Here is a 13,372-nt window from a genome sequence, read left to right on the forward strand (position 1 = left end):
GCCCGGCAGTGACCGGAAACTGCGATGAAACCGACAACGCTACGGGATCGCCATGCGCGCTCGGTCTGAGCTCATAAACCCGCCGGGGGATGACTGGCGATGAATAGACGCGATTCTACACCTGTGGTGGCTGGAGGGAATGCCGGTGTGCTTTGGGATGCTGTGTGTCTGTGATGACGCCATCGACCAAGCCCGCTTCTACAGGGGGATGAACTACGAACGGCGCATCAAACCCAGCCATCTTTACGCTTGCGGCCGCGGGTCATTGCCGGAATGATTAGACCAATGAGCAGTCCGGCGCCGGCGATGCTGCCGCCGTAGGCCATATAGCGCATTAATACCTGGTTGTTCTCATCTCCCAGTTTCGCCTGCGAGGTGCGAAGTTCGGATTGTGCGTTAGTCAGCTGCGTATTGAGATCCTTGCTGCGGGCTTCGAGCTCATCGATCAGCTTCTTGCGGGTATCGAGGGTCTCTTGCATGCCCTGAACACGAACCTTCCAGCGGTCATCGATTGTTTTCAACTGCCCGCTAAGGTCGGTCACTTGCTGAGCCAGCTCCGGCAAGCGTTCTGCCTGGCCAGGTACGCTTTGCAGGTCGGCGCTGGGAATCCATACCGTACTGCCACCTTCGCCACGCACTTGGCTGTAGTCACCTTGAGTGTTGATCAATTCAACTTTTCGACCGGACTTGAGCGTACCGACTATGCGGTAGCCGTCGGTCGGGCCGGCGCGCACATAAGTATTGAGGGTGTCACTGACCCAGCGATCGCTGGCTTTAGCATCTTCCGCCTGCGCCAGGCCACAGAGCGAAAGCAAACTTCCAAGTAGGCTGGCCCCAAGGATCAAGCGCTGACGGGCAATATTTACGAAAAAAGGAGTAGGCATTGGCATGATTATCTTTGGTTGGAGAAAAGATAAGGGCGCCGATGGACGGGCCGGTCGCGAAGAAAAAATCGGGCAGCAAGACCCGTTTAGCCCAACAAAGACACGGCAAATTGTTTCAAGTTCATTCTGGACTGACGTCTGGCTCCATGTGAGGCCAGAAAATTACCGATCAACAGACGCTTCTACGTAACTCATATGCCAATTGTAGAAGCGTGCTGCTTGTCATGTATTTCAGCTATTTGGCAGCAATCGGCAGGTAATGCTTTTGATGTAGCGCGTCTCAGCAATAGCCGGGTGAACCGGGTGATCGGGGCCTTGGCCGCCGCGCTCCAATAGTTGGATGTTGCGATCCAAATGGCGGGCGCTGGTCAGGAGGATGTTTTGCAGGTCATCTTCCGGCAGGTGCATGGAACACGAAGCGCTGATCAGGATTCCGTCTTTGCTGAGCAGGCGCATGGCTTGTTCGTTCAGGCGGCGATAAGCGCCTTCGCCGTTTTTCATGTCTTTTTTGCGTTTGATGAAGGCCGGTGGGTCTGCCACGATGACGTCGAAACGCTCTTCGCTGTTTTTCAGTTCCTTCAGGGCTTCAAACACGTCGCCTTCGATGCAGGTGATTTTGTCAGCAAAGCCGTTCAGCGTTGCGTTGCGCTCAACACCGTCCAAGGCAAAGGCTGAAGCGTCAACGCAGAAAACATCGCTGGCACCGAAAGCCGCTGCTTGTACGCCCCAGCCGCCGATGTAGCTGTACAAATCCAACACACGTTTGCCTTTGACGTAGGGAGCGATGCGAGCGCGGTTCATGCGGTGGTCGTAAAACCAGCCGGTTTTTTGCCCTGCAATGACCGGCGCTTCAAACTTCACCCCGTTCTCTTCCAGGGCTACCCACTCCGGCACCAGACCAAAAGCAGTTTCCACGTAGCGGGTCAGGCCTTCGGCGTCGCGGGCGGCGGAGTCATTCTTGAACAGAATGCCGCTTGGCTTGACCACCTGAACCAAGGCCGCAATCAAATCGTCCTTATGTTTTTCCATGGTGGCGGAAGCCAGCTGCACCACCAAGATGTCGCCGAAACGGTCAACGACCAAGCCTGGCAACAGGTCGGAATCACCAAATACCAAGCGGTAATAAGGCTTGTCGAACAGACGGTCACGCAGGGACAGAGCGACGTTCAGGCGATGCACCAGCAACGACTTATCCAGTTGCACCTTGATATCGCGGGACACAAGACGCGCGCAGATCAGGTTGTTGGGGCTCATGGCAACGATGCCCAGTGGCTTGCCGCCAGCGGCTTCCAACTGTGCTTGATCGCCTGCAGCAAAGCCGCTGAGTGGGGTGGCGGCTACGTCGATTTCATTGCTGTAGACCCACAAGTGACCGTTGCGCAAGCGACGGTCGGCGTTGGCTTTGAGGCGCAAGCTAGGCAGGGACATGACGTCGCTCCTGAAAAAAGAGCGAGATTATAACGCGTGATCCCGACTCAGGGCCGGGATCACGGTAATTAACTGGTACAAGCCCGATTATGCCGACAGGGCCTGGATCAGCTCACGGTTAAACGCTGGAATATCGTCGGGCTGGCGGCTGCTGATCCACTGCCCATCCTTGACCACTTCTTTATCAACCCAATTAGCGCCCGCATTGATCAGGTCGTCCTTTAGGGTTTTGTAGCTGGTCATGGTTTTCCCTTTAACCAGACCCGCGGACACCAACAGCCAGCCGCCATGACAGATCACTGCGATCGGCTTGCCTGCCGAATCAGCTTTTTTGACGATCTGCTGGGCATCGACATCAACGCGAATCGTGTCCGAGTTCTGAACGCCACCCGGCAACACAACGGCGTCGTATTGATCAATATCCGCTGACTTGAAGGTCAAATTCACCTCGAAGTCGTCAGCCGGTTTGTCATGGTTCCAGCCTTTTACCTGCCCTTCCTTGGTCGACAGAATTTCGACTTTTGCGCCCGCTTGTTCCAACGCATCTTTAGGGCCAGTCAGTTCGGCTTGCTCGAAACCATTTGTAACTAATATGGCGATGCGCTTACCGCTCAGGGTATTAGACATGGTTTTTCCTCGTTTTTTGGCAGTGATCATTGGTCCCGAGCTAACGTGTTGGCCGTCTTGAGTTCGGTGGCCGAACCCTCAGGAGTCACACTATCCGAAGCATCTCTTTGGTCAAAGTTCCTGCGTTGTGCGCCATCGGTTGCCGACTAAACCCCCGATAGGGTTAGAATCGCCGCCTAGTCAAGAGTATGTATTTTATGCCGCCAGAGCTTACTTCCGAGCAGATTCGACAGGCGCTGCAAGGAATCAGCGTTCCGCCCCAACCGCAAATCATGGTGGATTTGCAGATGGAACAGTACATGCCCGATCCAGATATGGGCGCGATTGGGCGGTTGATTGCGCAAGATCCGGGCTTATCCGGAGCGTTGTTAAAAATCGTTAATTCACCGTATTACGGCCTGCCTCAAAAAATTACCTCGATTGAGCGCGCCGTGAAGGTCTTGGGCGATGGCTCAATCATCAATCTGATCAACGCGCAATCGATCAAGGGCGAGATGAGCGATGAAATCATCGTCACGCTGAATCGTTTTTGGGATACGGCCCAAGACGTTGCGATGACCAGCCTGACGTTGGCCAAACGAGTTGGTTCGCAAGTTGTGGATGAAGCCTACGCGGTAGGTTTGTTTCACGATTGCGGCATCCCGTTGATGCTTAAGCGCTTTCCCGATTACATGAATGTGCTGGAAGACGCTTACGCTAAGGCGGGGCCCAGCTGTCGAGTTGTGGACACTGAGAACGCTGCGTTTAACACCAACCATGCGGTGGTCGGCTACTTCACCGCGAAGTCATGGCGCCTGCCTGAGCAAGTGGTTAATGCCATTGCCAATCATCACAACGCCTTGGCAATTTTTCAGAATGACACCGGGGCCGATAGCCAACTGAAAAATTTGTTAGCCATATTGAAGATGGCTGAGCATGTCTGCGAGTCCTATCGAGTACTGGGCAATCAAGGCGAAGACCACGAGTGGGACAGCGTCAGTCACTTGATCCTTGATTACCTCGGGATGTCCGATTACGACTTCGAACACTTGAAAGAGTCCATTCGCGAGCTGAGCGTCCACTAGGTGTCGCTCCCGCTTTCTGCCTAGGTCCCTAATGCCTGAATTACCCGAAGTTGAAACCACCCGCCGAGGCATTGCGCCATATCTGGAAGGGCAGCGCGTCAGTCGCGTGATTGTCCGTGATCGGCGATTGCGCTGGCCTATTCCGGAAGACCTGGATGTGCGTTTATCCGGGCAGCGGATCGTCCTGGTAGAGCGACGAGCCAAGTATCTGCTGATCAATGCCGAAGTCGGGACGCTGATCAGTCATCTGGGCATGTCGGGTAACTTGCGTCTGGTTGAAGCTGGCTTGCCCGCGCTCAAGCATGAACACGTTGATATCGAACTGGAATCGGGGCTGGCCCTGCGCTACACCGATCCGCGTCGTTTCGGCGCAATGCTCTGGAGCCTCGATCCACACAATCACGAGTTGCTAGTCCGCCTTGGCCCGGAGCCGTTGACTGAGTTGTTCGACGGCGAGCGTTTGTTCGAGCGGTCCAGAGGGCGATCAATGGCGGTCAAGCCGTTCATCATGGACAACGCAGTGGTGGTCGGCGTCGGGAACATCTACGCCACCGAAGCGCTGTTCGCTGCCGGGATCGATCCGCGCCGGGAGGCCAAGAGCATCTCTCGTGCGCGATACCTGCGGTTGGCCGTCGAGATTAAACGAATCCTGATCCACGCCATCGAACGTGGCGGTACCACCCTGAAAGACTTTATCGGTGGCGACGGTCAACCCGGTTATTTTCAGCAGGAGTTGTTTGTCTACGGTCGCGGATATAAGCCGTGCAAGGTCTGCGGCAATGAGCTGAAGGACGTCAGGCTTGGCCAGCGCGCGAGTGTGTTTTGCCCTAAGTGCCAGACCTGAGGTGTACTCACAAAAATCGGCAAGTTAGGCGAAATGATATCTGACCGATGCAAACCTTGCGAAACCGACGCTGCTGTTTATAGTGAGCAGCATTCCTACCATAGCGCTTGAAGGATCACGCCATGAGCCCGTTTCGTACCCTTGTTGTTGTCTCGGCTTTCCTATTTGGTTTGCAAGCGCTCCCCGCTCAGGCTCAGCAAGAGCAAAGCGGTGATCTAACCCACGATGTTGAAGCACCTCCCGCCTTCGCCATGATTGGCGATTTGCTGATTGCTCGGCCTTTGTTGATCGCGGCAACCGCCGTTGGCGCAGTGGTGTTTGTTGTGGCACTGCCATTTGCAGCGGCAGGCGGCGGTATCGGTGACGCCGGTAAAGCCTTGGTCGTGGACCCCGGCCGGGCGGCGTTTGCACGCTGCCTGGGATGTACCGGCGTTGGTTACAACAAACGCGAATAACCGCCGCTAGGCGCGTTAGGCTTTGCTGGTCAGAATCAGATATTTCGCCATCAAGTCGTCTTTGCTCTCGACGTGAGCCTCATCCAGTGGGATGCAATCCACCGGGCAGACTTGCTGGCATTGCGGCTCATCGTAATGACCCACGCACTCAGTACACAGGTTTGGATTGATCACGTAGATCTCCTCACCTTGTGAAATCGCTTCGTTAGGGCACTCGGGTTCGCAGACGTCGCAATTAATGCAGTCGTCGGTGATGATCAGGGACATGAAACACTCCTGCCGCGGTCAGCGCCGGGGCATCGGGAAACTAATGCGGCGAATTGTGCCGCATTAGGGTTGTTTCTGCACCTTAGCGTTTGAACCGTTCGGTCAACGCATCGGCGACGGCGGGATGTACAAACTTAGTAATATCGCCGCCCAGTGCCGCAATTTCACGGACTAACGTCGAAGAAATGAACGAATAACGTTCAGACGGGGTGAGGAACAGGCTTTCAACGTCGGGTGCCAATTGGCGGTTCATGTTCGCCAATTGAAACTCATATTCGAAATCTGACACTGCCCGCAGACCACGCAGGAACACATTCGCGTTCTGTTCTTTGGCGAAGTGAGCCAGCAGGCTTGAAAAACCTACGACTTCGACATTGGGTAGATGTTTGGTGACCTCGCGTGCCAGCTCCACGCGCTGTTCCAGGGAAAACAGCGGGTTTTTCTTCGGGCTGGCGGCGACAGCGATGACCACTTGATCGAACAGGCGCGCGGCGCGTTCGACCAGATCGCCATGACCCTTGGTGATAGGGTCGAAGGTGCCTGGGTACAACACTCGGTTCATCGCGTCGTCCTGGTCGGAGTCCTTAGGGAGTCGGATGGTATCGCAGCCATCCCGGTCGGCCAAGTCGGCTTATGGCTAGTGTCGGGTTTTCAGGGCTTACAGGAGCACTGTCTTCAACCGCTCCGCCAACGCCGTCGTCAGTTGTGCGGCCAGTCCGTACACCGAGAGCTGTGGGTTGGCGCCGATGCTGGTGGGAAATAACGAGCCATCGTGAATAGACAGATTGCTCAACCGATGATGTCGTCCAAGGCTGTCGCAAACAGCAGTATCAGCGTCCTCTCCCATGGCGCAACCGCCCATCACATGCGCACTGCCCAGTCGGGTGCGGAAGATTTCCAGGCTTAAGCCATTAATCACTTTTATCGCTTGGGCGAGGGTTTTGACGTAGCCAGTGTCTTCATGCAACGGCATCACCGCCTTCGCGCCGCCTGCAAATTGAATCTCCGCCATGCTTTGATAAGCACGTCGGATGCCGTCCCACGCGTAGGGCGACACCTGATAATCCAGCACTGGCGTCCCGTCACCGCGCAGTTGCACGCTTCCGCCCACGCTGTCGGGGTGAAAGCCATCGCGCATCAAGGCCAGCATCATGTGGGTTTTAGGCAAATGAGCCATGTATTCTGCATTGTCTTGGCCAAAGCTACCCAGCAGAGTGCTAGCCAGTGCGGGTTGTAAGGGTGGCACTTCGAGTTTGTAGGACATCCGTCCAGTTGCGCCATCGAGCCACTGGAAATGGTCGGAATAGATCGATTGTGGTGCACCGTAAAACGGATTGATAACCCGATCAAACTGCGCCGCCGAAAAGCTTGTCAGGTGCAAAAAGGTCCGTTTGCCGACGCGTTTGTGTGGGTCGGGCGCCTCAGAGCGCATCAATAACGCCGGGCTATTGATGCCGCCTCCTGCCAGTACATAATGTTTGGCCTTGACTGTGATACTGCGACCGTTGGGCGTCACGCAGCGCTCATCCATGCCCAGGCATTGCAGGCCTACGACCTTGTCACCCTTGATCATCAGCGTTTCAGCCCGCGCGAGATAGAGCAGTTCGCCGCCTTTGTCCAACGTGGCGGGAATAGTCGTGACCAGCATCGACTGCTTGGCATTGGTCGGGCAACCCATACCGCAGTAGCCCAGATTCCAGCACCCGCGAACGTTGCGCGGAATGATTTTCCAGCTATAACCGAGGTGTTCGCAGCCCGCGCGGATCACGTCATTGTTGGCGTTCGGCGGTAGGCCCCACGGTGCTACACCCAGCCGTTGCTCCATCTTCTCGAACCACGGCGCCATCTGCGCGGCACTATGGCCTTTGACGGCGTGCTGGTCCTCCCAATGGGCGAGCGTCGGCTCTGGCGTGCGAAAACTTGAGGTCCAGTTCACCAGCGTGCTGCCACCCACGGCGCGGCCTTGAAGAATGGTGATCGCGCCGTCTTTGCTAATACGACCAAGGCCTTCCTGATACAGCGTGGAGTAGGCTTGTGCTTCGAGCATTTTAAAGTCGCTGCTGGTTTTTAGCGGGCCTTCTTCGATCAGCAATACCTTATACCCGGCAGCGCTCAGAATCTCTGCTGTTGTCCCTCCGCCCGCGCCACTGCCGATAACGACCACGTCGGCTTCGAGCGTCAGGTCTTTTCCCAGCTTTGCGCCGTTGTAGGTTTTCCAGCCGCGGGCAAGGCCTTCTCGAAACACATCAGGAACCGGCATAAAACCTCTGCTTTTATTCTTATTTTTAACGGGGATGCGTTGGTCGGGGTGATCAAACCGTAGGCGGGCCTGAATACCCGCAATGCGCCCATGATTCGGCCCGGCCATACCACGCCATCATCACCAATTGCAGTAGGGCGTTATGGCCCATTCGCAATATGCCGAGCGAGCTGCTATCCCAGCGGTTAAGAAAGATTCTGATGTGCTCCGAGCTGGCGTTGTCCCAGCGTCCCCAAATACCTGTTAACGGGCCGCGTGTCACCGGCAACGCTAATACGTCGAATAACTGCTGAGTTAGTTTCAGCACTCCAGGAGAAAGCCCACTCAGGCTGGCATCGATATTTTTTAACGTGTCAGCGACAGCGTTCTGCACTGAAACGGCGCCAAGGCTGCCCTCCAGCAGCACCGGAATCAGCGCGCGCAGAAACGGTAAGTCGCTATCGCGCAATACCTCGAAATCAGCAGCGGGCGCGCTGGCTGAACAACCCGTCAGGCTTGCGGCGAGTCCGGCTGTGGACAAAAAAGCACCTGCGCATAGGCCGACTTTTAGTGCAGTGCGTCGCGACAAACTAAAGTGGTCAATGGTGTTCATTTTAGTGTTGGGCCTGTATTTTCCTGGAAGCCAGATCAGCGAATAAACAGCTTGTACACCAGTCGCTGTATCGCTTTTCCATAAGGCGGATAAATCAATCGCGCCGCATTAAAGCGCTGCTTGATAAACACGCCTTTGGCCTTGCTGAACGTCAGAAACCCTTCATGTCCATGGTAATGGCCCATGCCCGAGGCGCCGATGCCGCCAAACGGCATGTCATCCTGGGCGACGTGCAATAACGTGTCGTTCAGGCACACCCCACCGGAATGCGTCTGCTCCAACACCCGTTGTTGCTCGGCCTTGTTGTATCCAAAGTAGTACAACGCCAGCGGGCGCGGTCGCTGATTGATGTAGGCAAAGGCCTGGTCGATGCTGCTGTAGGGCACGATGGGCAAAATCGGACCGAAAATTTCATCTTGCATCACCGTCATGTCGTCGCGGACATTGAGCAATAGGCTGAACGGCATGCGTCGGCCTTGGCTTTCGTTAAACAGCGGAATCACTTTCGCGCCTTTGCTGCTGGCGTCGGTGAGGTGGCGATTAAGCCGCGCGAGCTGCCGCTCATTGATAATTGCGGTGTAGTCCGGGTTGTCAGTCAGCGTTGGGTAAAAATTGCGAATGGCCTCGCGATAGGCCTCTATAAAGCCATCGACTCGGTCTTGTGGTACCAACACATAATCGGGCGCGACGCAGGTTTGCCCCGCGTTCAGGCCTTTGCCGAAGGCAATCCGTTCAGCCGCGTCCTTGAGCGGCACGTCATGGGAAACGATCGCCGGGGATTTTCCACCTAATTCCAAAGTGACCGGTGTCAGATTTTCAGCAGCGGCGCGCATCACATGTTTGCCAATGCTGGTCGCGCCGGTGAACAACAAATGATCAAACGGCAGCTTCGAAAAGGCTATCCCGACTTCAGCCTCGCCCAAGACGACTGTTACCAGATCCGCCGGGAAGACCTGACCCAGCAAACGCTTAAGTAACTGGCCGGTAGCGGGTGTTGATTCGCTGAGCTTGAGCATTACCCGATTTCCGGCCGATAACGCCCCAACCAGGGGTCCGACGGCGAGAAACAGCGGGTAATTCCACGGTACGATAATTCCAACAACTCCCAACGGCTGATACACCACCTTGGCCGACGCAGGCTGAAACGCCATGCCGACGCTGCGTCGAGAAGGCTTCATCCAGCGCTTAAGGTGTTTACTGGCGTAATGAATGCCCAACAAACTGGGCATCAACTCAGCCAATAGCGTTTCGTCGGCGCTGCGATGACTGAAATCACTGCTGATGGCGTGGATCAAAGCTTGTCGCTCATCGCTCAGCAGCGTGCGCAAGGTCTTCAGCCATTGCTGGCGCTGCTCGGCAGTCGGCATTGGATGGGTGGCGAAGGCCTGACGTTGGACGTTGAACAGATGTTCAAGCGCGGTGACGGTTTGTTCAGACTCTTGCAAGTAGGCGAATTCGGCGGGCATGGTCGTTGCTCTTTTTAAACTTGTGCTGTGTTTTTAGAGTCATAACTCTACAAAGTCAAATTTTCGGAAGGACAGGACGTGCCAGCATTCAATTGTGCTCTGCCACTGACCCATGGAGGCAGGCTTTTTTGCGAATTTAACGGCGCGGACTTTCAGGTGGACCGCACCGTTTGCTTCCCAAACACGGTTGCCCTCAACGCCGTGGTCGTCATGTTGAGGAGGTTAGGGCAATGAATCTTTAGTCAGTGCAATATCGTTGGCGCTTCGTCGCGGGGCAGGTTAGTGCGTGGCGGCGTAGTTTCGCCGCTGCCATTAAAGCCAACCAGCTGTTCTTTCAACTGCCGAGCTACGTCTTGGCCAATGGATTTCGACACGTCTCGTACCACGCGCCCGCGATTAAGCGAGATGTGCTGGTCGTAGCCGTTTACCAGCTTTGTGTCCTGACCTTCGCCCATGGCAGTGAAGGCCGACGTGATTTCAAAGGTGCGGGTGTTGATCAGGCTAAAGCTGCCAACCAGCGTCAGTCCCAAGACTGCCGAATGGCTATTGGTATTTGCCAGAGCGGATATATCCTGACGAAAATCGATGTCCGACACAGTTCCGAACAGAACGAAGTCCGCCCCTTTAAAGTTTCCGCTCTTTATCCGCTTGATTACGTCATAGACGTCTTCTTGGGATTTGGAGGTGTACGGGGTGCCCTGAACCAGTTTGAACATTCCAGACTTTAGAATCTCGCCCTTAATATCGCCGCTGAATTTGCGCAACTCGCCCTGCTCGATGTAGCTGGTGCTGCTTTCGTATTCGTTGTAACTCGCCGAGCCACTGGCTTGATAGGCGTTGGCCTGGACATATGTCTGCGCGGAGACCGTATGGATGTATTGCTCCACCCGCTGCTCGAAGCCCAGGTCGGTGACCGCAATTTTTGGGGCTGCCTGCGCGCCAACGGCGCAGATCAAACCGAGAATGCCGATCCATGCACGCATTGTTTAACGCTCCGTGGTTTTGCGGATTTCTTTTTCGTCCATCCATTCGGCTATGCCGCTGTCAACGTCGACCAGTTGCAGGCTGAACTTGTAAAAAACGTCTTTAACGTCGCTGCTGCGTTTGACGATTGAGCTGATCGAGCCTTCCAGTCGGTATTTAGCAGCGACCATATTGCCGGTCTTATTGACTGTCGATGGCTTATATAGCCCGCTCTGATTTTGCAGTTTAAGTTGATCGACCTGGCTCTGCATGTCGGTGTTGTCGCTGGCAAAGCGGGCGGTCCCGGTCTTCATCAGTTGGGTTTTGATCGAGGTAGTAATCTCGCGGGTATCGATGTACTCGCTGGTCTTGTTTTTCACGTCGTACACCTGCACCACAGGACGACCCTGCAAAGCGCCGGATTGTGCCAGCGAGCGGGTCATGCTTTCAGCGATGGTTTGCAGGTCAGTTGAGCCGAACTCGTTGGTCACCAACTCGACAGCTTTGGTGTCGCCATAGCTGATATTTTTTCCGCCGAGAACCGGGGAATTCGAGGCGCAGCCGCCGACCAGAAGAGCAGTTAGGGCGATCAGTGAAAAGCGTGCAAAAAACATGGTGGGTCTCTCTTGAAAAGATCGAGCAAAAAAGGAGTTTTTGATTAAGGCGTTTTCACTTCGATTCTGAAATCAGTAGCCTTGGGCACGGGTGCGATGCTGGTCAGAACGCTGGTTTGCGACCCGTATAGGGTCTGGCTTTTCCAGGTTTCTTCATCGGCCACGGGAAAACCGTCGTTGTCGAGCCATGCAAATCGGTAATAAAACGTCGTATTGCTGCTGCTGGCATTGCTCAGCGCTGCTTTAACGGTCAGAAAGCCGTTCTCGCGGGCAACGCGCATAGCGCCGACGTCGATGTTTTTCAGCTTACCCATAGCCACTATTTTACTGGCAGCACTGCCCGGTACCGGAGGAGGTGGAGGCGTAGCGCAACCGACGAGTAGCGCAACAGCCATCAGGCCAAAAATTTTGATACGCATACGGGCGCTCCGTTAAGGTTGTTTGATGCTGGCCAACGCTTGCGATGTGTTTGGTGGGATGACGTGTGAGGCCAAGCCGCTGGCGTAAACCTGATTACCGATCACACGAAGTGCGATGACTTGGTAGCGCTGATCGACTTTGATCTGAACCTGTCGACCGCCTTGAGCAGCCGGCAGACTTAGTTGATGGTCGCCCTGTTTAAGGCGCAAACGGACCACTTGGGTCGTATCGGGCAACGTGCGCCAGGTGCGGGTATCCGCGCCTTCAGCTACGGCGGAGGCGATACCCAGCACCAACCCGGCCATCGGGTTGGCTTTGTTTAATTGGGCTTGAGCAACGCTGCGGGTAATGGCGCGCACGGAAGTGCGCAGGATGATCCCTGGCATGTCGTCACGCAGTGCCCGCCGCGACATCGCGGTGGTGCTGTTTAGTAACGTCAGGTTGAGCGGCTGGCCATCGAGACCAATTTGGCTGAAGGCGGCGGTCGACAGGTCCGGTCTGATCACCGGAAAAGATAAAGCCGTGATCACTAGGCCGTTGTTGATCGGCAAGGGCAGCGGAATACGGACCGAGTCGCGGGCGGGGGCAAAACCGCTTTGCACCACAATCAGAACATCGCTGTCCGTGCTGGTGCTGGCCGCGTTGTCGAGATTAAGCAGGGCTTGGCTGAGCAGCGGAGTATTTGGGCGCAGCTCTGCGGCCTGGCGGTAACCGGGTGCGGCAAGACCTCGTTCTCCCAGTGCTTCGTAGACATAGCCGGCCAGATAATGACTGAACGCGCTTTGATAGCTGTTCTTAAGGCCGACAACGTCCGGCGCATTCAAGCTTTCTACCGGATAGCCCTTAAGGTCTTTGAACTCGGTTTTGACGCCTCGGCTTTGAGCGTCCTGTTCACTCTTGGCGTATTCTTTGTCGCGCAACTGGGCGATCACGGCCTCACGTTCGTGAGTCTTCTTGATCTCGGTTCGTGCTACCTCGAAGTTGTTCTGGGCCAACAGGTTGAGGGCCATTTGGGTGGTTAGCATGACTTTTTCGTAGTCATAACCTTCGTAACGACGGACTTTGTCGTTGACTAAGTAACTACCGAACTGGCTGAGGTATTTGTCGGTATCCAACTTGACCGACTCTTCCCACGCGAACACGACACGATCGGCTGCATGCCAAGCGGTTTGACTGCCTGCAAGATCACCCTTAGAGCGTAGTAATTCGCCTTTTTCGAAGTAATACAGCAAGTCCTTATCTTCGCCGGCATTGTTTTTTTCCAGCGTTAAAAGCGCGCCGTCAACGTTGCCGGTAGCCAACTGCTGGTTGGTTTCTTTGAGTTCGGTGTCGTAGCTGCGGAAGGCGGCGCAGCCAGCCAGTTGCGTAATAGCGACTAACGCCAACGCAGTCATTGCACGAAATGCCATGAATTATGTTCATCCCTGAAAGTCGACAACCGGCAGGAGGTGCCGATTGGAAAACCGTTTTGTAGCGGGAGCAAAGTAT

15 protein-coding genes are annotated in these 13,372 nt (G+C 55.3%); 3 read left to right on the forward strand and 12 right to left on the reverse strand.

Going from position 1 to position 13,372, the window contains the following annotated elements:
• Window positions 1-227: 227 nt before the first annotated feature.
• From QN378_RS10725 to QN378_RS10735, 3 genes are all read right to left on the reverse strand, one after another.
• Window positions 228-890: a TIGR04211 family SH3 domain-containing protein gene (locus QN378_RS10725; protein ID WP_407074099.1), complete on the reverse strand. Its 663-nt coding sequence runs from the start codon at window positions 888-890 to the stop codon at window positions 228-230.
• 225 nt (window positions 891-1,115) lie between these two features.
• Window positions 1,116-2,312, reverse strand: a complete 1,197-nt coding sequence (locus QN378_RS10730; RefSeq protein WP_322224680.1) for a class I SAM-dependent rRNA methyltransferase — start codon at window positions 2,310-2,312, stop codon at window positions 1,116-1,118.
• 87 nt (window positions 2,313-2,399) lie between these two features.
• Window positions 2,400-2,939, reverse strand: coding sequence for a type 1 glutamine amidotransferase domain-containing protein (locus QN378_RS10735; protein ID WP_322205816.1), 540 nt, complete (start codon window positions 2,937-2,939; stop codon window positions 2,400-2,402).
• A 197-nt stretch (window positions 2,940-3,136) separates the two neighbouring features.
• Between QN378_RS10735 and QN378_RS10740 the strand changes: the two genes are divergently transcribed.
• The 3 genes from QN378_RS10740 (at window position 3,137) to QN378_RS10750 (ending at window position 5,302) form a co-directional block, all read left to right on the forward strand.
• Window positions 3,137-4,003 (forward strand): HDOD domain-containing protein, encoded by an 867-nt coding sequence (locus QN378_RS10740; protein WP_323546890.1) that lies wholly within the window; start codon window positions 3,137-3,139, stop codon window positions 4,001-4,003.
• 31 nt (window positions 4,004-4,034) lie between these two features.
• Complete coding sequence (gene mutM / locus QN378_RS10745) at window positions 4,035-4,847, forward strand: bifunctional DNA-formamidopyrimidine glycosylase/DNA-(apurinic or apyrimidinic site) lyase (RefSeq protein ID WP_322205814.1); 813 nt, start codon at window positions 4,035-4,037, stop codon at window positions 4,845-4,847.
• 122 nt (window positions 4,848-4,969) lie between these two features.
• Entirely contained in the window at window positions 4,970-5,302 is a 333-nt protein-coding gene (locus QN378_RS10750) for a multidrug transporter (RefSeq protein WP_322205813.1), read from the forward strand.
• 15 nt (window positions 5,303-5,317) lie between these two features.
• Here QN378_RS10750 and QN378_RS10755 read toward each other — a convergent pair whose 3' ends face one another.
• The 9 genes from QN378_RS10755 to QN378_RS10795 all read right to left on the reverse strand — a co-directional run bounded on the left by QN378_RS10755 (window position 5,318) and on the right by QN378_RS10795 (window position 13,293).
• Window positions 5,318-5,569 carry a YfhL family 4Fe-4S dicluster ferredoxin gene (locus QN378_RS10755; protein ID WP_259101132.1) on the reverse strand — a complete coding sequence of 84 codons (252 nt, stop codon included), beginning with the start codon at window positions 5,567-5,569 and terminating at the stop codon, window positions 5,318-5,320.
• Window positions 5,570-5,651: 82 nt separating this feature from the next.
• Window positions 5,652-6,131 carry a pantetheine-phosphate adenylyltransferase gene (gene coaD, locus QN378_RS10760; RefSeq protein ID WP_322205812.1) on the reverse strand — a complete coding sequence of 160 codons (480 nt, stop codon included), beginning with the start codon at window positions 6,129-6,131 and terminating at the stop codon, window positions 5,652-5,654.
• A gap of 96 nt (window positions 6,132-6,227) precedes the next feature.
• Window positions 6,228-7,829 carry a GMC family oxidoreductase gene (locus tag QN378_RS10765; RefSeq protein WP_323546887.1) on the reverse strand — a complete coding sequence of 534 codons (1,602 nt, stop codon included), beginning with the start codon at window positions 7,827-7,829 and terminating at the stop codon, window positions 6,228-6,230.
• A gap of 52 nt (window positions 7,830-7,881) precedes the next feature.
• Window positions 7,882-8,421: a twin-arginine translocation pathway signal protein gene (locus QN378_RS10770; protein ID WP_322205810.1), complete on the reverse strand. Its 540-nt coding sequence runs from the start codon at window positions 8,419-8,421 to the stop codon at window positions 7,882-7,884.
• A 35-nt stretch (window positions 8,422-8,456) separates the two neighbouring features.
• On the reverse strand, window positions 8,457-9,887 hold the full coding sequence (locus QN378_RS10775) for a coniferyl aldehyde dehydrogenase (RefSeq protein ID WP_322205808.1): 1,431 nt from the start codon (window positions 9,885-9,887) through the stop codon (window positions 8,457-8,459).
• Window positions 9,888-10,129: 242 nt separating this feature from the next.
• Window positions 10,130-10,870 carry a penicillin-binding protein activator LpoB gene (locus tag QN378_RS10780; protein ID WP_323546885.1) on the reverse strand — a complete coding sequence of 247 codons (741 nt, stop codon included), beginning with the start codon at window positions 10,868-10,870 and terminating at the stop codon, window positions 10,130-10,132.
• Window positions 10,871-10,873: 3 nt separating this feature from the next.
• Window positions 10,874-11,464 carry a penicillin-binding protein activator LpoB gene (gene lpoB, locus QN378_RS10785; RefSeq protein WP_322205806.1) on the reverse strand — a complete coding sequence of 197 codons (591 nt, stop codon included), beginning with the start codon at window positions 11,462-11,464 and terminating at the stop codon, window positions 10,874-10,876.
• A 44-nt stretch (window positions 11,465-11,508) separates the two neighbouring features.
• Complete coding sequence (locus QN378_RS10790; protein WP_323546883.1) at window positions 11,509-11,883, reverse strand: YcfL family protein; 375 nt, start codon at window positions 11,881-11,883, stop codon at window positions 11,509-11,511.
• A 12-nt stretch (window positions 11,884-11,895) separates the two neighbouring features.
• Window positions 11,896-13,293 carry a hypothetical protein gene (locus QN378_RS10795; RefSeq protein WP_323546881.1) on the reverse strand — a complete coding sequence of 466 codons (1,398 nt, stop codon included), beginning with the start codon at window positions 13,291-13,293 and terminating at the stop codon, window positions 11,896-11,898.
• Window positions 13,294-13,372: the final 79 nt, after the last annotated feature.

It is taken from the genome of Pseudomonas sp. 10S5, assembly GCF_035019745.1.
Lineage (GTDB): Bacteria > Pseudomonadota > Gammaproteobacteria > Pseudomonadales > Pseudomonadaceae > Aquipseudomonas.